The organism is Rhodococcus sp. 15-725-2-2b (assembly GCF_002259075.1).
Classification (GTDB): domain Bacteria; phylum Actinomycetota; class Actinomycetes; order Mycobacteriales; family Mycobacteriaceae; genus Rhodococcoides.
This window is the reverse complement of record NZ_NPFL01000006.1, coordinates 589,935-611,337: the sequence shown is the minus strand read 5'-3', so window position 1 is coordinate 611,337 and position 21,403 is coordinate 589,935. Positions and strand designations below refer to the sequence as shown.

The window sequence follows — 21,403 nt, the reverse complement described above, 5'->3', positions numbered from 1 at the left end:
GCGTGTGCGGAACACGGGTCGATTGCGAAGGAGGAGGTGAATCGTCGTGCAGGGATTGATTCTGCAACTTACAAGGGCGGGCTTCCTGCTCTTGCTGTGGTTCTTCGTCTGGGCCGTCCTTCGCACCTTGCGCAGTGACATCTATGCGGCCGCAGGCATGCGAGTGCCTCCTCGCTACTCCGGCGGCTCGAAAGTTCTCCCGTCGTTCAACAAGCAGAAGGTGGCCAAGTACCTCGTGGTGACCCAGGGCGGTCTCGCCGGAACGCGCATATCGCTGGGCACGCAGCCCGTCCTCATCGGGCGAGCAGACGACTCCACTCTCGTTCTGACAGACGACTACTCGTCGACGCGGCATGCGCGCATCTCGCCCCGCGGCGGAGATTGGTACGTCGAAGACCTCGGCTCGACCAACGGCACCTACCTCGACCGCGCGAAGGTGACCACCGCCGTTCGCGTCCCCCTGGGAACCCCTGTCCGCGTCGGCAAGACCGTGATCGAGTTGCGCCCGTGACCCTCGTCCTTCGCTATGCCGCCCGCAGTGATCGCGGTCTGGTTCGATCCAACAACGAGGACTCCGTGTACGCCGGGGCTCGCCTACTGGCGCTGGCCGACGGCATGGGCGGTCACGCCGCCGGTGAAGTGGCCTCGCAGTTGATGATCGCCGCATTGGCTCATCTCGACGACGACGAGCCCGGCGAGGATCTGCTGGGCAAGCTCGAGGCAGCCACCCGCGAAGGCAACGCGTCCATAGCAGATCAGGTCGAGGACGAACCCGAGCTCGACGGCATGGGGACCACACTGACCGCAATCCTGTTCGCGGGCAAGCGAATCGGACTGGTACACATCGGCGATTCGCGCGCGTACATGCTGCGCGACGGCTCGCTCACCCAGATCACCCGAGACGACACCTTCGTTCAGTCTCTCGTCGACGAAGGCCGCATCACCGCCGAGCAGGCGCACACACACCCGCAACGGTCCTTGATCATGCGTGCCCTCACCGGCAACGAGATCGAGCCGACGCTCACCGTTCGGGAAGTGCGCGCAGGCGATCGATATCTGCTGTGCTCCGACGGTCTCTCGGACGTCGTGAGCGACGAAACCATCGAGAACACGCTGAACGAGGGCGAGACGGGACCCTGCGCCGACCGACTGATCGAACTCGCGCTTCGCAGTGGCGGGCCCGACAACGTGACGGTCGTCGTCGCCGATGTGATCGACCTCGACTACGGACAGAGCCACCCCATCCTCGGCGGTGCCGCCAGCACCGAAGACGAGGAGGACGCCCCTCCGCCCAACACCGCAGCAGGGCGCGCCGCAGCGATGCGTCCCCCCCGTACGACGCCCAAGCGCGTCACCGCTCCGGTTGTCGCACCGGAGAAGAAATCGCACAAGCTGCGCTGGACACTCATTGCCCTGACGCTGGTCGTTCTCGCCGGAATCGGTGCGGTGGTGGCCAATTCGATCATCAAGGGCAATTACTACGTCGGTGCCGACAACAGCAAGGTGACCGTGCTGCGCGGGCTGCCCGGCTCGGTGCTGGGGTACTCGCTGCAGAGCGTCGAACTGATCGGCTGCCTCGACGACGACGGAGCCGTCACGTTGACCGCGCCGGATGCCGCCCCGGCGGACTGTGTTCCGTTCGAGATCGACGATCTTCTGCCTGCTGCACGTGAGCAGGTCACGGCCGGGTTGCCGTCGGGATCTCTCGACGATGCGCGCGGACAGGTCGAGCGGTTGGCCTCCGGGGACCTGCTTCAGGTCTGCGAGACCGAGCCGGTCGTGACCACGACCGTCGAACCGACTCCGACGGCGATCATCCCGCCGCCCGCCGCCCCGCTGCCGCCCACGGTCGAACCCACTCCTGAGGCAGCACCGACCACCACAGCGGTGCCGACACCGACGGTTCCGCAAATTCCCGGCCAGAACTGCAGGACCGGTACTCGATGAGTTCCAATCCGTCCGCGGGAGGATCCTTTCCGAGTCCGCCCGAAGGGTTCGCGCCCGCGCCGGTTCAATCCAACCGACGCGGCATCGAACTGCTGTTGCTCGGCGCTGCCGTTCTGATCACCACGATCTCCTTGGTTCTGGTCGAAGCCAGTCAGGAACAGACCATCACCTGGGATCTGGCGAAGTACGCGGTGGCGTATCTCGCGCTGATGACGGTGGCGCACCTGGCGGTACGCCGTTTCGCTCCCTACGCGGATCCGTTGCTGTTGCCGATCGTGGCGTTGCTCAACGGACTCGGTCTGGTGCTCATTCATCGCCTCGATCTGGCCGACGAGCAGCAGGCCCAGTATCTCGGCAACCCCATTCCGTCCCCCGATGCCAACCAGCAGGTGCTGTGGACGACGCTGGCCATCGCCGGGTTCGTCGCTCTGCTGGTGCTGCTGCGCGATTACCGCACCCTGGCTCGCTACGGCTACACCGTCGGACTCGCCGGACTGGTGCTCCTGGCCATCCCGGCCATGCTGCCGTCGGCATTCTCCGAGGTCAACGGATCGAAGATCTGGATCCGACTGCCCGGCTTCAGTATTCAGCCCGGTGAGTTCGCGAAGATCCTGCTGCTCATCTTCTTCGCTTCACTGCTGGTGGCCAAGCGCGAACTGTTCACCGTCGCCGGCAAGCACTTCCTCGGAATGGACTTCCCACGGGCGCGCGATCTGGGGCCGATCCTGGTCGTCTGGATCGTCTCGGTCGGTGTACTCGTGTTCGAGAAGGACCTCGGTACGTCGCTGCTGATCTTCGGAACCGTCCTGGTGATGATCTACATCGCCACCGAACGCGTCGGCTGGTTGATCATCGGATTCGGGCTGTTGCTCGTCGGATTCCTGTTCGCGTATCAGGTGTTCGGCCACGTCAAGATCCGCACCGACACCTGGCTGCACCCGTTCGACGACTACAACGACACCGGCTACCAGATCGTCCAGTCCATGTTCAGCTTCGCCACGGGCGGGTTGGCCGGCACCGGACTCGGCAGCGGTCGCCCGTCCCAGGTTCCGTTCGCCAAGACCGACTTCATCATCGCGACGGTCGGAGAGGAACTCGGCCTCATCGGCCTGACCGCGGTCCTGATCCTGTACTTGCTGTTCATCATTCGCGGCTTGCGTACCGCGCTGGCCGTCCGCGACAGCTTCGGCAAACTGCTGGCCGCAGGTCTGTCGTTCACCATTGCCATCCAGCTGTTCGTCGTCGTCGGCGGCGTCACCAAACTCATCCCACTGACCGGCCTCACCACGCCGTATCTGTCCTACGGAGGATCGTCGCTTCTCGCCAACTACCTGCTCCTCGCGCTGCTGATCAAGATCTCCGACGCAGCCCGTGAGCCGGCAACGCCCAAGAAGAAGCCCGCTCCCGCAGCGCCCATCGCGGAGGCACCCACCGAGATGGTGAAGCGCGCATGAACACTCCCCTGCGCCGCGTCTCCATCGCCGTGATGGTCATGGTCGTTGCGTTGCTCGCCAACGCCACCTATCTCCAGGTCATCAAGGCCGACGATCTGCGCACCGACCCCAGGAATTCGCGAGTACTGCTCGACGAGTACTCGCGCCAGCGCGGTCAGATCTCGGCAGGCGGCCAGGTACTCGCGTCCTCGGTCCCGACCGACGACCGCTACAAGTACCTGCGCACCTACCCGCAGAATTCGATCTCCCCCGCCAGCCCGCAGGCCAACGCGCCGATCACCGGCTACTATTCGATGCTGTACTCGAGCAGCGGCCTCGAACGCGCCGAGGATCCCGTCCTCAACGGATCCGACGACCGGCTCTTCGGCGGACGCCTGTTCGACCTCATCTCGGGCCGAGATCCCCGCGGCGGCAACGTCGTCACCACCATCGACCCCGTCGTTCAGCAGGTCGCGTACGACCAGCTGACCGCCAAGGGATACACCGGTTCGGTAGTGGCCCTCGACCCCGCCACCGGCAACATCCTGGCCATGGCCAGCACCCCCAGCTACGACCCGAACCTGTTGGCCAGCCACGACGGCAGCACCACCACCGAAGCGTGGGAGAACCTGAGCAACGATCCCGAGAAGCCGATGGTCAACCGGGCGATCTCGCAGACCTACCCACCCGGATCGACGTTCAAGGTGATCACCACCGCAGCCGCACTCGAAGCGGGCGCGACACCGGACGATCAACTCACGGCCGCGTCGAACATCACGTTGCCGGGGACCTCGACGACACTGGAGAACTACAACGGGTCGACGTGCGGCGGTGGCCAGACGGCAACCCTGCGCGAAGCGTTCGCACGCTCGTGCAACACCGCCTTCGTCGAGCTCGGCATCGACACCGGGGTCGACAGGATGCGTGAGACCTCCGCGGCATTCGGCATCGGTGAGGACTCGACCATTCCGCTCACCGTCGCCGACAGCACCATCGGGCCCATCGACGACGACGCCGCGCTCGGCCAATCCAGCATCGGCCAGCGCGACGTGGCGCTGACCCCGCTGCAGGACGCCGTCATCGCGGCCACCGTCGCCAACGGCGGCGTTCGGATGGCCCCGAACCTGGTGCAGCAGCTGCAATCTCCCGACCTGTCGGACCTGTCGAGCTACCAGCCCAAGGCCATGGGCGAGGCGATCAGCTCGGCGACCGCGGCGACGCTGACCGATCTGATGATCGGCTCCGAGAACAACACCAGCGGCGAGGGCAAGATCCCCGGCGTCCAGATCGCGTCGAAAACCGGTACCGCAGAACATGGTTCCGACCCGCGCAACACCCCACCGCACGCGTGGTACATCGGATTCGCACCCGCCGACGACCCCAAGGTCGCCATCGCCGTCATCGTCGAGGACGGTGGCGACCGAGCTCTCGCCGCAACCGGTGGATCCGTGGCCGCCCCCATCGGGCGAGCCGTCATCGCAGCCGCATTGCAGGGGAGGTGAACGTACGGTGCCATTGAGCAACGGGGCTGTCATCGCCCAGCGCTACCGACTGCTGCGCCTGATCGCCACCGGCGGTATGGGTCAGGTGTGGGAGGCGATGGACAATCGCCTGGATCGCCGCGTGGCGGTCAAGGTACTCAAGGCGGAGTTCTCCGAGGACCCGGAATTCCTGCAGCGCTTCAGGTTCGAGGCGCGCACCACCGCACAGCTGAACTACCCCGGAATCGCCGGGGTCTACGACTACGGCGAGACCCGCGACGGCGCGGGCGAATCACTGGCCTACCTGGTGATGGAATTGGTCAACGGTGAGCCGCTGAACGCGGTGTTGGGCCGGATGTCCCGGTTGCCGCTCGGCCATGCCCTCGACATGCTCGAACAGACCGGCCGCTCCCTGCAGATCGCGCACACCGCAGGCGTCGTCCACCGCGACGTCAAGCCGGGCAACATCCTGATCACCCCCACCGGGCAGGTCAAGATCACCGACTTCGGTATCGCGAAAGCGGTGGACGCGTCGCCGGTCACCAAGACCGGAATGGTCATGGGCACAGCGCAGTACATCGCCCCCGAACAGGCACTCGGCGAAGAGGCCACCTCGGCTTCCGACGTCTACTCGCTCGGAGTCGTCGGATACGAAGTACTCGCGGGCACGCGGCCGTTCGTGGGCGACGGCGCCCTGACCGTGGCCATGAAGCACGTCCGCGAGACGCCGGCACCCATGCCGCTCGACCTGCCCCCTACCGTGCGCGAACTCATCGAGATCACGATGGTCAAGGACCCCGCCGCGCGCTACGCCAACGGTGGCGAGTTCGCCGACGCCGTCGCCGCGGTCCGTGCAGGCCGTCGTCCGCCCGCACCCGGAAACTCCCGCGGTACGGGCACCGGCCGGGTCATGATGCCGGGCGTCGTGCCCAGCCCTGCGGTGCCGCCGTCGAGCACCCAGATGATGCCGACATCGCAGCGCGAGTACCGCGGACCGGTCACCGGAACGGCAGCCGCCGCAGTCCCCGAGTCCACCGGAATGTCGTCGGCGCAGAAGGCCCTGGCCTGGGGCGGCGCCGGACTGCTGCTGCTGGCCATCCTCATAGGCGGTTACGTGCTGTTGACCGGGGGCAGGGACGACACGCCGACTCCGTTCGTGCCGCCGACCACCACGACCACGCAGCCGACCACCACGACGACCACAACCACCGAACCCACGACGACCACGGAAGAAACCACCACCGAAGAAACCACGACGACCACGACGACGACCACAACCGAGGCGCCGACGACCACCGAGGAAACCACCACGACCTCGGCCGAGCCGACGCAGACGACGACGAGACGGCCGCTGATCGAGATTCCATTCCAGCAAGATCCTCGAGGACAACAATGACGACTCCCCGTACGCTGTCCTCTCGCTACGAGCTGGGCGAGATACTCGGTTTCGGCGGCATGTCCGAGGTTCATCTGGCACGTGACACTCGGCTGGATCGCGACGTCGCCATCAAGGTCCTGCGCGCCGATCTCGCTCGAGACCCCACGTTCTACCTGCGCTTCCGACGCGAAGCCCAGAACGCGGCCGCCCTGAACCACCCCGCCATCGTCGCCGTGTACGACACCGGCGAGGCAGAGACCGAGGCCGGACCGCTCCCGTTCATCGTCATGGAGTACGTCGACGGCGACACCCTGCGCGACATCGTGCGCGCCGAGGGACCCATGGCGCCGCGTCGGGCCATGGAGGTCATCGCCGACGTCTGTGCTGCACTCGATTTCAGCCACCGCAACGGAATCGTGCACCGCGACGTCAAACCCGCGAACATCATGATCAACAACGCGGGCGCCGTGAAGGTGATGGACTTCGGCATCGCGCGTGCCATCGCCGATTCGTCGTCGCCGATGACCCAGACCGCCGCCGTCATCGGGACCGCTCAATATCTCTCACCCGAGCAGGCCCGCGGCGAACAGGTCGACGCTCGATCGGACGTCTACTCGCTCGGATGTGTGCTGTTCGAGATCCTCACCGGCGAACCGCCGTTCAAGGGTGATTCACCGGTCGCCGTCGCCTACCAGCACGTGCGCGAGGATCCTCAGCTGCCGTCGCTGGTCAACGACATCGTGCCGCGCGAACTCGACTCGATCATCCTCAAGGCGATGGCCAAGAACCCCGCCAACCGCTACCAGAGCGCCGCCGAGATGCGTACCGACCTGGTCCGTGTCCTCGGAGGTCAACGCCCGAGCGCCCCGATGGTCATGAACGACGAGGACCGCACCACGATCCTCGGATCGGTCGACTCCCGGCAGGCAGACTTCTCCGGCGCGGACAAACCGGCCGCAGCCGCCGCACCCCGTGCGTCGAGGCACGCCGAACGCGAGGACGAACCCAGGAGCCGTCGCGGCCTCAAGATCGCCCTCGTTTCCGCGGCGTCGATCATCGTCGTCGCGATCGTCGGAGCATTCCTGTGGTCCCTCGGTCCCGGAGCGGAGCCCACGTCCGTCACCGTGCCGTCCGTCTCCGGACTCGTCGCGGACGAGGCCCAGCGGGAACTCGAGAACGTCGGACTACGCGTCACCGTGCAGGAGAGGCCGGATGCGTCGGTCCCCGAGGGTTCGGCGATAGGCACCAACCCGGCCGCAGGGTCACAGACCGAATCACCGGGAGACATCCAGCTCGATGTCTCCTCGGGCCCGCAGCAGGTGCAGGTGCCGCGGCTGACCGGACGAACGCAACAGGAGGCGGCAGATGCCTTGAACGAGGTGGGCCTCGAACTCGATCCCACCGTCGCCCGTGCGCCGTCGACGCCGGAGAACCTCGACAAGGTCATCGAGCAGAACCCGTCCTCGGGCGTGAGCATGAACGCCGACTCGCAGGTTCGCATCACGCTCGGTTCTGGGCCTGCGCAGGTCCGGATGCCCAACGTCGTCGGCCAGCTCGTCGACGTCGCGCAGCCGAACGTCGAGGGTGCCGGGCTTCGTGTCCAGATACAGAACATCGACTCGAGTCAGCCGGTGGGACAGGTCGTCTCGACGGACCCGACCGGTGGTGCCAACGTCGCCGAGAACACCGTCGTGACGTTGCGGGTCTCCAACGGAGACAAGATCCCGATGCCGGACCTGTCCGGCCTCACCGAGGCTCAGGCCCTGACAGCGCTGGAATCGGCGGGGTGGACCGGAACTGCGTCGAACCTGTCGACGTCGAGGCAGTCGACACTCGATCCCCTGATGGTCGGGCGAATCGTCAACCAGACGCAGCCGGCAGGCTCGGAGATCAGCAAGACCGACACCATCACCGTGAGCATCGGGGCGCTGGGAATCCCCAGCGGCAACTAGCCGCCTCGAGGCCGGCTCAGGCGAACGCCTCGGCGACCTGGGCTTCGAGCTTGGAGACCAGACCCTGGTCGGTGGGCATCCCGCAGACGGTCAGCCAGTTCGCCAGCATGCGGTGACCGCCCTCGGTGAGGATGGACTCCGGATGGAACTGGACGCCGTGAATCGGTAGTTCGGTGTGCCTCATGGCCATCACCAGACCGGATTCGGTGCGCCCGATGATCTCGAGTTCGTCCGGGATCGTGTCCTCCCGGACGGTCAGCGAGTGGTAGCGAGTGGCCGTGAACGGCTCGTTCATCCCCTCGAGAACTCCGACGCCCGAATGGTGCACCAGGCTGGTCTTACCGTGCAGCAGTTCCGGAGCCTTCTCCACCGTCGCACCGAAGGCTGCACCGATCGCCTGATGGCCCAGACAGACCCCGAGCAGGGGCGTCTTCGCACGAGCGCTGGCCGAGACGAGATCCATCGTGGCACCCGCGCGCTGCGGCGTGCCCGGCCCCGGGCTGAGCAGAATGCCGTCGAACCGGCCAGCAACGGCGTCACGGTCGGTGAGGCGCTCGTCGTCGTTGCGCCAGACCTCGACATCGGCATTCAACTGGCCCAGGTACTGGACGAGGTTGAAGACGAAGCTGTCGTAGTTGTCGACGACGAGAATACGCATGTGGACAGCGTACTCAGCGAGGCTGTGCATACCGCATGCGCACCGATTCGGAGTACGCGGGCACCGAGAGGTTCTCGGACGCTGCGACGTCGTAACGGAGGCCGTATCGAAGCGCGTACTGCTCGTACAACCGCACACCCGGCTCGTTCTTCAAGGCCGCGCGCAACCGATCCGAATCCCCGATCGCCGTCATCACGTACGGCGGACTGTACGTCCGCCCGCCGAGCAGAAGGGTGTTCCCGATGCACCGCGGAGCCGACGAGGCCACCAGGCGTTGATCCTGCATCGCGATCGCCGACGCGCCGCCGGCCCACAACGCGTTGAGCACGCTCTGGACATCGACCTGATGAATCACCAGATCGTCGACGGACGCGTCGGACGCATACGAGCCGTCCGGTCCACGGGGAGCGTCGGCCATCGTGACGGTCACACCCCCACCGGACGCGGGCTCGCGTCCCGCCGCGTCGGCCAGGGAATCGATACGCACCAACGCATCGGCAACCTCGGTGTCCCCCGTCGCAGCGCGTTGCTGGATGGACTCGACCTGCTGCTCGAGCGCGTCCCGGCTCCGCTGAGCATCGTCACTGCTGAGTCGGGCCGCATCGACCAGATCCGCGAGCCGAGTGGTGTCGCCGCCGCGCAGCTCGGAGCCGTCCGAGACATGCCTGGTGGTGCCGAGCAGCAGACCCACGACAGCGCACACCACAACGGCGAGCACCCACCAGCGCGTGTCGGCGGGGGCAGTCGATCGTCGTCTCACGGGTGCTCGCAATTTGTCCGGTGGGTCGGTGCTGGGCTCACCTGCGTTAGCGTGTACAGCAACCGGTTCGGTGACCGTCACGGTCCTCGAGGTGACAATAGCCTGGGGATGCGCGGCACCCGCCGATCCACAGGTTCCGACCGTAAGTTGTCCACAGGTACGGCCGCAGTGCCACCGGCCGCCACGAACACGAAGAGGAAGCAATGCCGAAGTCGAAGGTACGGAAGAAGAACGACTACACGATCAACCCGGCGAACCGTACGCCGGTCAAGGTCAACGCCGGGCCGTCACCGGTCTGGTACGTGGTGCTGATGCTGGGATTCATGCTGGTCGGGCTGCTGTGGCTCATCGTCTACTACCTGGCTTCCGAGGACATCGCCTTCATCGGGAACCTCGGCGCCTACAACTTCCTGATCGGCTTCGGGTTCATGGTCGTCGGACTCGTGATGACCATGCGGTGGCGCTGAGAGCCGACCGAGTTACATCGATGTCATTCATCCCCAATGTGGATAAACCCTGTGGATAACTCTACGAACGATCCACAGGGTGTGTACGAACAGCAGTGGGCGACGCCCCTCGTCGCCGTCGCAGCCCTGGTCGTGGGCGGAATTGCGCTCGGAATCGGAGCTGCACTCTCATCCACCGACGCAGCCGGAACATTCCTCGTCGGCCTCGCCGCCGTCGGAATGTGGATCATCGCAGCACTCGCCGCCGCACAACGCCCCCGACTGGCCATCACCCACGACGGATCACTGGTGATGAAACGCCTCGGCGGCAAACACACGTACACCCGCAATGACATCGTCCGCATCAAAATCGTGAAATACCCACGACTGGGCCGACGCGTCCCGATGCTCGAACTCGACGTCCGCCCACCCGGCGAAGACGACGACCGACTCATCATCTTCGGCAGATGGGACCTCGGAACCGACCCCCGAGATGTGTACGACGCACTCGAAATACACGGTCTGGTGCCCCGCAACTCCTGACCGCCCGGCCCCCAGGGGTCACTCAATGTGACATTCAGTGGCCTTTTGGGGGGTCGATGTCACATCGAGTGGACTGGCTAGAGGCCCATGTGGGCGCGCAGGTCGAGTACACGGATGGCGATGATGCCCAGTGACACCAGAGCGACGGCGATGACCGAGAGCCAGGCCATGGACACGCCGGCCATGGTTCGTTGTCGACCCGTGTCCGGGGTTCGTCGGGAGAGGAACACCAGACCGGCGGTTGCGGCGGCTCCGGCGACGAGTCCGCCCATGTGTCCCCACAGCGAGATGCTGGGGATCGAGATGCTGATGAAGATGTTCACTGCGATGACGATGAGGATGGGTGCCGGGCTTCGCTTGAGCCGCAGCAGGATGACGGCCTGCGCGCCGAGGAGGCCGAAGACGGCACCGGACGCGCCGACGGTGAGCGCCAGTGGGTTCTCCAGCAGCATCACCGACGCGCTTCCGCCGAGGAGCGAGAGGAAGTAGACGACCACATAGCGGGTTCGGCCGAGCACGAGTTCGACGTCGCGACCGATGATGTACAGCGCGAACATGTTCACGAGCAGGTGGATCGGTCCATAGTGGACGAAGCCGCTGCCGATCAACCGGAACACGTCGCCGTCGGAGACGAGCAGGCTGTTGAGAGCCCAGCTGCGCGCGAGCGCGGATCCGGAGGTGTTGTTCATCGGATCGCCGGACTGTGCCACGGTGATGCCGTAGACGATCACGTTGACGGCGATGAGGGCGTACGTCAGGGGGGTTTTGGCCGATCGTGCCATGGGTGCACCGGCGACGGTCTGCGCAGTGCGGATGTTCTTGTTGCCCTCGCGCACGCAATCGACGCAGTGCTGTCCGACGGCGGCGGCCTGCAGACACTGCGGACATGCCGGCCGGCCGCAGCGCGAACAGGCCAGGCCGGTGGAGCGATCGGGATGTCGGACGCACACCGACTGGGGTGGGTTGGGCTGGTCGCCGTAGGCGCCACCCCAGCCGGGGTTCGTCATCTTGTCGAGAGTCCTTCGGTCAGATCAAGAGATGGTGACGTTGTTGATGACGACCTCGTCCACCGGGCGATCTCCGCGGCCGACCGGCGTGCTCGAGATCGCGTCGACGACCTTCTTCGACGCCTCGTCGGTGACCTCACCGAAGATGGAGTGCTTGCGGTTGAGGTGCGGGGTCTTGCCGGTGGTGATGAAGAACTGCGAGCCGTTGGTGCCGGGGCCGGCGTTCGCCATGGCCAGCAGGTACGGGCGATCGAAGGAGAGCTCCGGGTGGAACTCGTCCTCGAACTTGTAGCCCGGTCCGCCTGCACCGGTGCCGGTCGGGTCGCCGCCCTGGATCATGAAGCCGTCGATGACGCGGTGGAAGACCGCGCCGTCGTAGAACGGTCCGGTCTTGGCACCCGATGCGTTCTGCGTCGTGTACTCCTTGGATCCGTCCGCGAGACCGACGAAGTTCGCGACGGTCTTGGGGGCGTGATTGCCGAACAGTTCGATGACGATATCGCCGCGGTTGGTGTGCAGCGTGGCCGTTTGGGTCTTGTTTGGTGAAGTCACGCCCTCCATCGTGCCATCTCGGGTGATCGGGCAGTTGACAACGGGCATCGAGTCGGGTGTATCGGGAGGGTTCAGCGGGGGCGTGTTGTGGAACAGTGAGGGTATGACGAGCACAACGAAGCCCGACCGGGGTCGGTCGACCACCGGTACCGCAGCGTCCGCGCTGCTCGGAGCCGCATCTGCCGCAAGCAAGGGTCCGGCCGGAGTGGGCCTGCTGTTGGCCAGACGGGGTTACGGGCTGGCACGCAAGCAGGCTGCGCAGCGGCGAGCGGTGACCGCGGAACGTATTGCCGAAGCGAATCGCACCCCAGCGCTGGTCACGGTCGACGCCGGATCGCGTCGGACCCGCCGAATACTGGTGTTCGGTGCCGCTGCTGCCGTCGTCGGAGGTGTCGTGTTCTTCCTCGGTCGCCGTCGCAACGAGGTGCCCCCGCCTGCCGACGTTCCGCCGAGTCTGGCCGACTACGACGACACGCCGTCATAGGTACAGAGCTTTCTGCAGCAGGTCGAGCAGACCCGGCCTCGTTCTGATCACGGCCTCAGCGCCGCGGTCGGCGACGACCAGTGCCGTGTTGTGTCCGCTGGTGGTGCCCTCGGTGAGATAGTCGCTGTGACCGATCGAACCGCGGGCACCGTCGGACGGCTCGGTGGACAGCAGTGTGACTCCGTCGAGTGCGCCCGGATCGCGGCCGAACGCGGCGAGATCGGCGACGATATCGCCCTGGGCCTCCGCTGCGAAGGCGTGTCCGACGGGAAGCTGAAGGTCTACGAGGCTGTGGGTGCCGAGCCCCGGTGACCCGAGAGCTACGAACTCGTCGACTCCCGTGTCACCTCGGAGCGCGGATGCTGCCGTGAGGGATCCGTAGGAGTGGGCCAACACCGACAGATGCGGATCGCTCGCACGCGCGGCGTCGAGACCGTTCAGAAACGGAACCAGTCGATCGGCTCCCGCCTGCGCAGCCGCACCCGAGACCACGGTCCGATTCGGATCGAGCAAGCTCCACCCCACCTGAGGGGCTTGGTAGTCCAGCCAGGTCACGGCAGCCGCAGATTGCGGTGCGTCTTGCGAAACAAGTTGCTGCACAGTGCTTTCGAGGTCCTCCATGTCGCCGTCGTAGCGGAGAAGATGACCGTGCACCGTCGAGCCGAGACCGGGCACGAAGACGGCGACATGGGTTGCGGTGTCGACATCGCCGACCGCCACGGCCGCCATCGTCTCCTCGTACGAGGAATTGTCGAGGACAAGAAGCTGTCGAGCTCCTTGCGCCAGCGTCGCGTCGATCGCATCGAGTGATGCCAGCCGTGTGCGAGTCTGCTCGAGTCCGGCATCGGCGTCACTGAAGATTCCGCCGAACACGTTGTCGTCCAACTCTTTCTGCAGTTCGGCCTCGACGGCGCGGAGGCGGATACGCTCGGCGGCCAACACTCGGCGGTTGGCGCTGTCCCGTACCCGTCCAGGCAGGCCGTCGAGATTGCCGATCAGCGCGGGCTGTTCGACGAGCAACCTGGTTCGTGCCGCAGGCGAGAGCGCGCTCCAGAAGGCAGCATTGGCCGCCGGTGACCCGTCGCGCGGCACCGAAGCCGCAACTGCCGCCGCGACGGAGGCTGCGGACGTTTCCCCGGCGAGGCGTCGGGCAAGGAAGTCGTCGAAGTCCGTGGCCGTACGAATCAGCTGCGCGATTCGCTCGGCGAGCTCGTCACGGCACCGCCGCCGCTCTCGCATCGTCGACCACAGATCCACGAGCGCAACCGAATACGACGCTGCAGCGTCGGACACCGAGCCATCGGATTCGACCGCGAATCGCTCGTCCGCCGCTCTCTGCTCCACCGAGCGGAGGGCAGCGACCAGACTCTGCATGTCGATCGAGGCATCCGCGGTACAGGTCGCGATCCGAAGCAACTCGGCTGCGACGTCTGCCAGATCGGATCGGATGCGGCTCATCGCCTCACGCGTCGCCTCGGCCGCAGGACCGTCCCACCCTGTGCCCAGGGCCGCGTCCGCTACCGAATCGTGCACGGCAGTCACTTCACGCCAGCGCCGCATCAGGGCTTCGGACGCGGCTGCCAGCACTCGGCCGTCCCATGTCCTGAACTCGTCGATAGTGACCATCGAGTATCCCCCGCAGCATCGTCGTTGTCGACGAGTCAACGCGAGAAGTGCACCGCGCGGGAAAATCTATCCCCAGCCTGTGGATGAAATCTGGGGATCAACGCTGCATCGGCGGAGTGCTACTGCGCGATCCTGCGAATCGGGCCGCTGTACCCGGCGTCGGGATCGGACGGCCGACTCGTCCTCGGCGGCCGGCTTCGCTTCGCCCGGTACAGATCGGCGTCGGCTGCCCGATAGATCTCACCCCAGCGGCGACCCGCGGGCATGCAGGCCAATCCGACGCTCCACTCCGCACGATGAGCGCGGCGCAATCGCTCGATGATCTGCCAGGCCTCCGTTTCGAGAACCCCCGGCATGAACAGCACGAACTCGTCTCCGCCGAGCCGACCGAGAACGTCACGTCGGGTCAACTGCCCCTTCCATGCCTTCGAGACCCGGGCGAGCAGGACATCACCGGCAATGTGGCCGTACTCGTCGTTGATCTCCTTGAAATTGTCCAGGTCGAGCACGGCGAGGCTGACCGACAATCCGCGAGCGGCACATGCCGGCAACATCTTCTCGATCTTGGACTCGAACCCGAATCTGTTGAGCAGGCCGGTCAGAGCGTCGTGCGTCGCGGAATAGCGCATTCGGCGCGCGAAGACACCGAACACCTCCGTGGCACCGACGATGCCGAGCGCCACGAGGATGTAACTGATGAACGGCGTGCCGTACGGCGCGATCGCGGCTCCGATGACCGCTGAAACAGCAAGCACTGCAACCCAAATGCCTGCACTGCGTTCGGACCAGAACGCACCGATGTGCATGCCGAGGAACATGGCCGCCTGGACGCAGATCAAGAACGCCGGCATGGTGTCGCTGCTCCCCAGGGCACAGGCGAGGGCCATCACCGACAATGCGGTCGCCAATCCCACCGCCTGCTTGGGGCTCGGCACACCCGCCCTTGCCAGCACCACGATCGCCGTCGGACCGAGTATCAGAGCCAAAGCGGCCAGAACCTGCTGCGCACCGGTCAGATTCGACCACGACGCTATCGCGCTGGCGGCGTACAGAACCGTGGTGACCGCCGCGAACACGGCGAGCATGCGTCCGGACTCGTCGAACCTGAGCCTGCTCACCAGTCGATTCCAACCGTGCAAGACCATGATTCGGCCGACTGGAGGCAGCATTCACCGAAAGGAACACCACCACTCACCCGATACCCCCCAGGCACCATCGGCCCTCCCCACGCACTACGGCCATCGCCTCACATGACCCAACGATGCCCGGACTCTAACACCTCCGAGACGTGATCACGACTCTGGCCGGCGAAGACGTAGCAGGTCAGGACGCCTTCTCGGCGCGTGCCGCCTCCCTGGCAAGCAGACGATCGCGAGACTCCTCGAACTTGGTCGCCTTGACTGCCAGGTCTTCGACGAAGGCTGCCAGCCGATCACGATCCCGCTCGCCCTCACCCGTGAAATCGTTGCGCTCGAAGATCTTCCACTTGCGCAAGACAGGCATCAACACCTCGTCCAGATGCTGCCGCAGGTCGTAGATCCCGTGCTTGGCCAAGGTCATCGCATTCTTGCGGAAATTGGGCATGTTCAGACCGGGCATCTGGAAGTCGGTCGCGACATCGGTGATGGCGCGGACCATCTGATCGGGCACCAGATCCAGCGACGCCTCACCGAGGTTCCGATAGAAGATCATGTGCAGGTTCTCGTCCGCGGCAACACGAGCCAACATTCGATCCGCCACCGGATCTCCGCACGCCAGACCCGTGTTCCGGTGCGACACCCGCGTCGCCAACTCCTGAAACGTCACATACGCCACCGAATGGAGAAAATTCGCGCCATCCATCGGCGCATCGACGCCCACCGTCATGTGATGCATTCGAGCCCGCTCCAGCTCCACCGGGTCGACCGCTCGGGTCACGACCAGATAGTCGCGCATGACGATGCCGTGGCGATTCTCTTCCGCAGTCCAACGCCCCACCCACGTCCCCCAGGCACCGTCCAACGAGAAGTTGTCTGCCAACCCCCGGTGATACGACGGCAGATTGTCCTCGGTGAGCAAATTGGTGATCATCGCCGTGCGAGCCAGTTCCGACAACGACGACTGCTCCAGAGACCAGTCCTGCCCACCCATCGCCGCGAAGTTCCGACCCAGATCCCACGGAACGTAATCATGCGGATGCCATTCCTTCGCCATCGACAGATGGCGATTCAAATTGGCTTCCAGAGTGCCGTCGAGTTCCGTCAACAGCTCTTCATGATCGAGAACACGCGTCATCTGCGGGACTCCTTAGAGATTCGAGATGCCCGAACCGCCAACCGATTCGAGACAGTGGCGAACAGCGTCCGCCGAGATCGGACGACGGCACACCCCCCTGCGGTGCGCCGTCGCGACCATCCACATCGATCCGAGAACCGACGTGCTTTGCACAGCGACCACGCTAAGGATCGAAATACGGATACGACACAGAACCGGCGACTGTCTGGACATGTGGGCGCCGAAGCACAGACCGCCTTGGGTCCGATCACAACCGGGCCGCCGAATCCGCTTCGAACCTCTCGGCACTCAAGGGCACTCGATGTCACATTCAGTGGACTTTTGGGGGGTCGATGTCACATCGAGTGGACGTGGGGCCGGGTGGAGAAACGAAAAAGGACGCCCACCGAAGTGGACGTCCTATTTCTTGTGGAGCCTAGGAGATTCGAACTCCTGACATCTGCCTTGCAAAGGCAGCGCTCTACCAACTGAGCTAAGGCCCCGGGTGTTGCCGGTAATCGTAGACGAACCTTACACGTCCACTCCGAGCGATTGTCACGCGGTGGGGATGCTGTGCCAGACGCCGTCTGCGCTGCGCTGCGAGCGCACCTTCGATAGTGTCAGCACTGCAATCACCGCCGATGCGACCAGAAGAAGGATTTTCACGTCCTGCCTCTTTTCGTTCGTTCGGTGTGGGCCTAGGAGGACTTGAACCTCCGACCTCTTCCTTATCAGGGAAGCGCTCTAACCGCCTGAGCTATAGGCCCTCATCACTACTTCGGACCGAAGAAAACCTCTCCTCGAACCGAGGGATGAGATTACCGTATCGGGCCGCTGTCTTCCAAAACGGCCCGATACGGCTGTCGATGATGCAGGTCAGTCGCGGTCTGCCAATGTCACTTCGACGCCGCCGACCAGGTCCGACGACAGGTTGTAGATGAAGGCGCCGATGGTGGTCAGAGCGGTGAAGAGTACGACATTGATCACACCGATCACCGCCGCGTAGCCGAATACCTGCCCGGCGCTGACGAGTCCGCCGTCGCCGGATTCGTTGACGATCTCGGTGAACGCACTGTTGAGCCGTTCCCAGACGCCCATGCCGTCGAGCACTGCGTACAGCAGGCCGACCGACACCATCCACACGAAGAACAGTGACACTGCGATCACGAGGGCGATCTTGAGCGTCGACCACGGATCGATCTTGCGGATCTGGATGGTCGCCCGCAGGGGATCGCCGTCGGCACTGGGCACGGCCGTGATCGATGCAGGTGCTGCACGCTCGGACAGGGACGGCTCCGGGTGCCGCACCGCAGACAGATCCGGCATGTCCTTCGCCAGATCCTTGCGTTCGATGTGCCGTGTCGGTCCGTCGATGACCGCGGCCTTCGACCTGGCGGCTTCTCGCCGTTCGGTCTTGTCCTCGGTCGATTCGCGCTGGATCGGCTCGGCGGACGTGCGAGCCGATCGATCGAACTCACCGGTCGGAGGCAGTGCCGCACCGCGTCCGGAGAGGTTGGTCTGCGGCTGATTCTGCGGCTGCTGCCGATCGTCGGTTCCCTGCGATGCGGGACGCTGACCGCGCTGCCAGGGCGGGGTTCCCGAGCCACCTTGCGGACCGTCGTTCTGCTGGGCCGGCATCGCCTGAGTTGCTCCCGGACCGGCCTGGTCCTGACCCCGAGCGGCTTCCGGCGCGCGTGACGCCTCGCCGGTGGCCGTCGACTCGGCGGAGACCTCCGGAGTGCGCACGGTCTCGCCGGGTGCCGATCGCTGTGGAGCGGAGGGCTGTGGTGCCTGCTGTCGTGGAGGTTGACCGCCCGGTGCCTGCCGCTGTGGCGGCTGGCCGTTCTGCGGCGGACCACCGTTGGGTCGACCGGCCGGTTGCTGACCGGGTCCTGGCGGACGGCCGGGAGCCTGGGACGGCTGGGCCTGCGCCGGACCGGCAGGAGCCTGTCCCTGCCGAGGCGCACCCTGCTCGGTGGCCCCCGGAGGAGCCTGAGGCGGCGGTCCCTGAGGTGCAGGCGGCCGCTGCGGCGGGGGTCCCTGGGCCGGACGTGCCGGACCGTTCGGAGCACCCGGTGCGGGTCTCATCGGTGGGCGTGCACCCCCCTGCGGGGCCGGACCACGGCCTGCGGCGGGCGCGGGACGAGTGGCCGGCTGCGGGCGGTTGCCCGGGCGAGCTCCCTCGGGCGGCGCGGGACGCGCGGGCTGCTCGGCCCGCGCGGCATCCCGGCTGTCCGGTCCACCGCTGGGGCCGGGCCTGCTACCAGGCCGGTTGGGAGTGCTCACTTACGACTCCTTCGCTGCATCGTCTTCGGTGCCCAGAGAATCCGGTTCGATCTCGTCGGCGTTGCGCGCGATCGCGAGCAGTGTGTCGCCTTCACCGAGATTCATCAACCGCACGCCCTTGGTCTGTCGGCCGGCCTTCCGAACCTGCTTGGCAGCGGTCCGGATCACGCCACCACTGGACGTGATGGCGTACAGCTCGTCCTCGTCGTCGACGATGAGAGCTCCCACCAGCGTGCCACGCTTCGGGTCGTACTGGATTGTCAGCACTCCCTTTCCGCCGCGGCCCTGCTGGGGGTAGTCCTCCATCGCGGTGCGCTTGGAGTATCCACCCGAGGTCGCGACCAGCAGGAACTTGTTCTCGCTGACGACGTTGAGCGAGAGCAACGCGTCCTCGCCGTTGAAGCGCATGCCCTGCACGCCCGAGGTGGCGCGGCCCATCGGGCGCAACACCTCGTCGGTGGCAGAGAACCGGATGGACTGTCCCTGCGCCGAGACCAGCAGCAGATCGTCGTCCGAGGACGCGAGAACGGCCCCGACCAACTCGTCCTCGCCGCGCAGGTTGACGGCCACGATGCCGCCGCTGCGGTTGGAGTCGAAGTCGGTCAGTCGTGACTTCTTGACCAGACCGCCCTTGGTGGCGAGCACCAGGTACGGCGCATCCTCGTAGGTCTTGATCTGGATGACCTGGGCGATGCGTTCGTCCGGCTGGAAGGCGAGCAGGTTTGCGACGTGCTGACCGCGGGCGGTCCGGTTGGCCTCGGGCAGTTCGTAGGCCTTGGCCCGGTAGACGCGCCCCTTGGTGGTGAAGAACAGGATCCAGTCGTGCGTCGAGCAGACGAAGAACTTGCTGACGATGTCGTCCTGCTTGAGCCCCGCTCCCATCACGCCCTTGCCGCCGCGCTTCTGCGATCGGTAGAGGTCGGTCTTGGTGCGCTTGGCGTAACCGGTCTCGGTGATCGTGACGACCACGTTCTCCCGGGCGATCAGATCCTCGTCGTTGACGTCCCCGTCGGCGGCGATGATGCGCGTGCGACGGTCGTCGCCGAACTTCTCGACGATCTCGGCGAGCTCGTCGCGCACGATCTGTCGCTGCCGCTCCGGCTTGGCCAGAATGTCCTGCAGGTCGGCAATGGTGCGTTCGAGTTCGGCCAGCTCGTCGATGATCTTCTGACGCTCGAGGGCTGCGAGGCGCCGCAGCTGCATGTCGAGGATGGCCTGGGCCTGAATGTCGTCGATGTCGAGCAGCGAGATCAGGCCCTGCCGCGCGTCGTCGACCGTCGGAGATGCCCGGATCAGCGCGATGACCTCGTCGAGCGCATCCAGAGCCTTGACCAGGCCGCGCAGAATGTGGGCGCGCTCTTCGGCCTTGCGCAGGCGATACCGCGTACGTCGGACGATCACGTCGAGTTGGTGAGTGACGTAGAAGCGGATCATCTGATCCAGGCGCAGCGTCCGCGGAACGCCGTCGACGATCGAGAGCATGTTCGCGCCGAAGCTCGTCTGCAGCTGCGAGTGCTTGTAGAGATTGTTGAGCACGACCTTCGCGACGGCGTCGCGCTTGATCGTGACGACGATGCGCATGCCGACACGGTCGGAGGACTCGTCGTCGATCTTGGAGATGCCCGAGAGCTTGCCGTCTCGGACCTGCTCGGCGATCGAGGTGATCAGGTTGTCCGGGTTGACCTGGTAGGGCAGCTCGGTGATGACGATCGTGGTGCGACCGTTGGAATCTTCTTCGATCTCGACGACGCCGCGCATGCGGATCGAGCCACGGCCGGTGGAGTACGCATCCTGGATGCCCTGGCCACCGACGATGAGGCCGTGGGTCGGGAAGTCGGGGCCCTTGACGCGTTCCATGCAGGCCGCGAGCGTCGCTTCTTCGTCGGCCTCGAAGTTGTCGAGGGCCCAGAACACCGCGTCGCCCAGTTCACGCAGGTTGTGCGGCGGAATGTTGGTGGCCATACCGACGGCGATGCCGTTGGAGCCGTTCATCAACAGGTTCGGCACGCGGGACGGAAGGACCGTCGGCTCTTGGGTTTTGCCGTCGTAGTTGGGGATGAAGTCGACGGTTTCCTCGTCGATGTCGCGCAACATCTCCATCGCGAGCGGAGTCAGCCGGGCCTCGGTGTAACGCATGGCAGCGGCACCGTCGTTGCCGCGGGATCCGAAGTTGCCCTGGCCGTCGACCAGCGGGTACCGCATCGACCACGGCTGGGCCAGACGCACCAGTGCGTCGTAGATCGAGGTGTCGCCGTGGGGGTGGTAGTTACCCATCGTCTCGGCAACGGGGCGTGCGGATTTGACGTAGCTGCGGTCGGGCCGGAAGCCGGAGTCGTACATCGCGTACAGCACGCGGCGGTGCACCGGCTTGAGTCCGTCACGCACCTCGGGCAGTGCGCGCCCGACGATGACGCTCATCGCGTAATCGATGTAGCTGCGCTGCATTTCCTGCTGGATGTCGACCGGATCGATCCGGTCGCCGCCCTCGGCGTTGGTGGTCGAACCCGGCGGGGGTCCTACCGGCGGTTCGGTGATGTCAGACATGCAAATCTCCTCGAGAAACGGTCACCGTCACGCACCGAGAGAACTCATCGGTG

General features: G+C 65.5%; 18 protein-coding genes and 2 tRNA genes. 9 read left to right on the top strand and 11 right to left on the bottom strand.

Features of this window, described 5'->3' with window-relative positions; genetic code table 11:
* The first annotated feature begins 46 nt into the window (after positions 1 to 46).
* From CH306_RS08685 to pknB, 6 genes are read left to right on the top strand one after another with little or no spacing between them, the layout of a single operon-like run.
* On the top strand, positions 47 to 511 hold the full coding sequence (locus tag CH306_RS08685) for an FHA domain-containing protein FhaB/FipA (RefSeq protein WP_032397005.1): 465 nt from the start codon (positions 47 to 49) through the stop codon (positions 509 to 511).
* Positions 508 to 1,947 (top strand): PP2C family protein-serine/threonine phosphatase, encoded by a 1,440-nt coding sequence (locus CH306_RS08680; protein ID WP_045197786.1) that lies wholly within the window; start codon positions 508 to 510, stop codon positions 1,945 to 1,947. Before CH306_RS08685 ends, CH306_RS08680 begins: the two co-directional genes overlap by 4 nt.
* Positions 1,944 to 3,401, top strand: a complete 1,458-nt coding sequence (locus CH306_RS08675) for an FtsW/RodA/SpoVE family cell cycle protein (RefSeq protein WP_032397003.1) — start codon at positions 1,944 to 1,946, stop codon at positions 3,399 to 3,401. The genes CH306_RS08680 and CH306_RS08675 overlap by 4 nt, the downstream gene beginning before the upstream one ends.
* Positions 3,398 to 4,882 (top strand): peptidoglycan D,D-transpeptidase FtsI family protein, encoded by a 1,485-nt coding sequence (locus tag CH306_RS08670; RefSeq protein WP_032397002.1) that lies wholly within the window; start codon positions 3,398 to 3,400, stop codon positions 4,880 to 4,882. Before CH306_RS08675 ends, CH306_RS08670 begins: the two co-directional genes overlap by 4 nt.
* Before the next feature lie 7 nt (positions 4,883 to 4,889).
* Complete coding sequence (locus CH306_RS08665; RefSeq protein WP_094646262.1) at positions 4,890 to 6,257, top strand: serine/threonine-protein kinase; 1,368 nt, start codon at positions 4,890 to 4,892, stop codon at positions 6,255 to 6,257.
* Positions 6,254 to 8,191 carry a Stk1 family PASTA domain-containing Ser/Thr kinase gene (gene pknB, locus CH306_RS08660; protein WP_094646261.1) on the top strand — a complete coding sequence of 646 codons (1,938 nt, stop codon included), beginning with the start codon at positions 6,254 to 6,256 and terminating at the stop codon, positions 8,189 to 8,191. The genes CH306_RS08665 and pknB overlap by 4 nt, the downstream gene beginning before the upstream one ends.
* A gap of 16 nt (positions 8,192 to 8,207) precedes the next feature.
* Here pknB and CH306_RS08655 read toward each other — a convergent pair whose 3' ends face one another.
* Both CH306_RS08655 and CH306_RS08650 read right to left on the bottom strand, forming a co-directional pair.
* Complete coding sequence (locus CH306_RS08655; protein ID WP_045200668.1) at positions 8,208 to 8,849, bottom strand: aminodeoxychorismate/anthranilate synthase component II; 642 nt, start codon at positions 8,847 to 8,849, stop codon at positions 8,208 to 8,210.
* Between the two features lie 13 nt (positions 8,850 to 8,862).
* Positions 8,863 to 9,609, bottom strand: coding sequence for a DUF881 domain-containing protein (locus tag CH306_RS08650; protein ID WP_094646445.1), 747 nt, complete (start codon positions 9,607 to 9,609; stop codon positions 8,863 to 8,865).
* 203 nt (positions 9,610 to 9,812) lie between these two features.
* Here CH306_RS08650 and crgA point away from each other — a divergent pair, with 203 nt between their 5' ends.
* Positions 9,813 to 10,076, top strand: coding sequence for a cell division protein CrgA (crgA, locus tag CH306_RS08645; RefSeq protein ID WP_032396997.1), 264 nt, complete (start codon positions 9,813 to 9,815; stop codon positions 10,074 to 10,076).
* Positions 10,077 to 10,112: 36 nt separating this feature from the next.
* A complete protein-coding gene (locus CH306_RS08640) occupies positions 10,113 to 10,598 on the top strand; it encodes a PH domain-containing protein (protein WP_094646260.1) in 486 nt (161 codons plus the stop codon).
* 77 nt (positions 10,599 to 10,675) lie between these two features.
* On the opposite strand, the gene CH306_RS08635 is transcribed toward CH306_RS08640, so the two are convergent.
* Together CH306_RS08635 and CH306_RS08630 are read right to left on the bottom strand one after the other, a co-directional pair.
* The gene (locus tag CH306_RS08635; protein WP_094646259.1) at positions 10,676 to 11,605 is read right to left on the bottom strand and encodes a rhomboid family intramembrane serine protease; all 930 of its coding nucleotides are present in this window, start codon (positions 11,603 to 11,605) and stop codon (positions 10,676 to 10,678) included.
* Positions 11,606 to 11,629: 24 nt separating this feature from the next.
* Complete coding sequence (locus CH306_RS08630; protein WP_094629007.1) at positions 11,630 to 12,166, bottom strand: peptidylprolyl isomerase; 537 nt, start codon at positions 12,164 to 12,166, stop codon at positions 11,630 to 11,632.
* A gap of 94 nt (positions 12,167 to 12,260) precedes the next feature.
* On the opposite strand from CH306_RS08630, the gene CH306_RS08625 reads away from it, so the two are divergent.
* On the top strand, positions 12,261 to 12,641 hold the full coding sequence (locus CH306_RS08625) for a hypothetical protein (RefSeq protein WP_045200665.1): 381 nt from the start codon (positions 12,261 to 12,263) through the stop codon (positions 12,639 to 12,641).
* Here the strand turns inward: CH306_RS08625 and CH306_RS08620 are convergent.
* The 7 genes from CH306_RS08620 to gyrA all read right to left on the bottom strand — a co-directional run bounded on the left by CH306_RS08620 (position 12,636) and on the right by gyrA (position 21,350).
* Positions 12,636 to 14,267: an alpha/beta hydrolase gene (locus CH306_RS08620; RefSeq protein WP_094646257.1), complete on the bottom strand. Its 1,632-nt coding sequence runs from the start codon at positions 14,265 to 14,267 to the stop codon at positions 12,636 to 12,638. The genes CH306_RS08625 and CH306_RS08620 overlap by 6 nt on opposite strands.
* A 119-nt stretch (positions 14,268 to 14,386) precedes the next feature.
* Complete coding sequence (locus CH306_RS08615; protein ID WP_235386946.1) at positions 14,387 to 15,385, bottom strand: GGDEF domain-containing protein; 999 nt, start codon at positions 15,383 to 15,385, stop codon at positions 14,387 to 14,389.
* 205 nt (positions 15,386 to 15,590) lie between these two features.
* Entirely contained in the window at positions 15,591 to 16,541 is a 951-nt protein-coding gene (locus tag CH306_RS08610; protein ID WP_045197778.1) for an acyl-ACP desaturase, read from the bottom strand.
* A 409-nt stretch (positions 16,542 to 16,950) separates the two neighbouring features.
* Positions 16,951 to 17,023: transfer RNA gene (locus tag CH306_RS08605), tRNA-Ala, on the bottom strand.
* A 190-nt stretch (positions 17,024 to 17,213) separates the two neighbouring features.
* Positions 17,214 to 17,287, bottom strand: a tRNA-Ile gene (locus tag CH306_RS08600).
* A gap of 109 nt (positions 17,288 to 17,396) precedes the next feature.
* Entirely contained in the window at positions 17,397 to 18,806 is a 1,410-nt protein-coding gene (locus CH306_RS29750; protein WP_306436751.1) for a DUF3566 domain-containing protein, read from the bottom strand.
* Complete coding sequence (gyrA, locus tag CH306_RS08590) at positions 18,807 to 21,350, bottom strand: DNA gyrase subunit A (RefSeq protein ID WP_032396992.1); 2,544 nt, start codon at positions 21,348 to 21,350, stop codon at positions 18,807 to 18,809. It abuts the gene before it with no gap.
* Between the last annotated feature and the right edge of the window lie 53 nt (positions 21,351 to 21,403).

Excerpts from the sequence above, each read along its gene's own strand:
- CH306_RS08625 (WP_045200665.1), top strand. The coding sequence starts at position 12,261 with ATGACGAGCACAACGAAGCCCGACCGGGGTCGGTCGACCACCGGTACC.
- CH306_RS08670 (WP_032397002.1), top strand. The coding sequence starts at position 3,398 with ATGAACACTCCCCTGCGCCGCGTCTCCATCGCCGTGATGGTCATGGTC.
- CH306_RS08640 (WP_094646260.1), top strand. The coding sequence starts at position 10,113 with ATGTGGATAAACCCTGTGGATAACTCTACGAACGATCCACAGGGTGTG.
- CH306_RS08675 (WP_032397003.1), top strand. The coding sequence starts at position 1,944 with ATGAGTTCCAATCCGTCCGCGGGAGGATCCTTTCCGAGTCCGCCCGAA.
- pknB (WP_094646261.1), top strand. The coding sequence starts at position 6,254 with ATGACGACTCCCCGTACGCTGTCCTCTCGCTACGAGCTGGGCGAGATA.
- CH306_RS08655 (WP_045200668.1), bottom strand. The coding sequence starts at position 8,849 with ATGCGTATTCTCGTCGTCGACAACTACGACAGCTTCGTCTTCAACCTC.
- CH306_RS08610 (WP_045197778.1), bottom strand. The coding sequence starts at position 16,541 with ATGACGCGTGTTCTCGATCATGAAGAGCTGTTGACGGAACTCGACGGC.
- gyrA (WP_032396992.1), bottom strand. The coding sequence starts at position 21,350 with ATGTCTGACATCACCGAACCGCCGGTAGGACCCCCGCCGGGTTCGACC.
- crgA (WP_032396997.1), top strand. The coding sequence starts at position 9,813 with ATGCCGAAGTCGAAGGTACGGAAGAAGAACGACTACACGATCAACCCG.
- CH306_RS08620 (WP_094646257.1), bottom strand. The coding sequence starts at position 14,267 with ATGGTCACTATCGACGAGTTCAGGACATGGGACGGCCGAGTGCTGGCA.
- CH306_RS08635 (WP_094646259.1), bottom strand. The coding sequence starts at position 11,605 with ATGACGAACCCCGGCTGGGGTGGCGCCTACGGCGACCAGCCCAACCCA.
- CH306_RS08630 (WP_094629007.1), bottom strand. The coding sequence starts at position 12,166 with ATGGAGGGCGTGACTTCACCAAACAAGACCCAAACGGCCACGCTGCAC.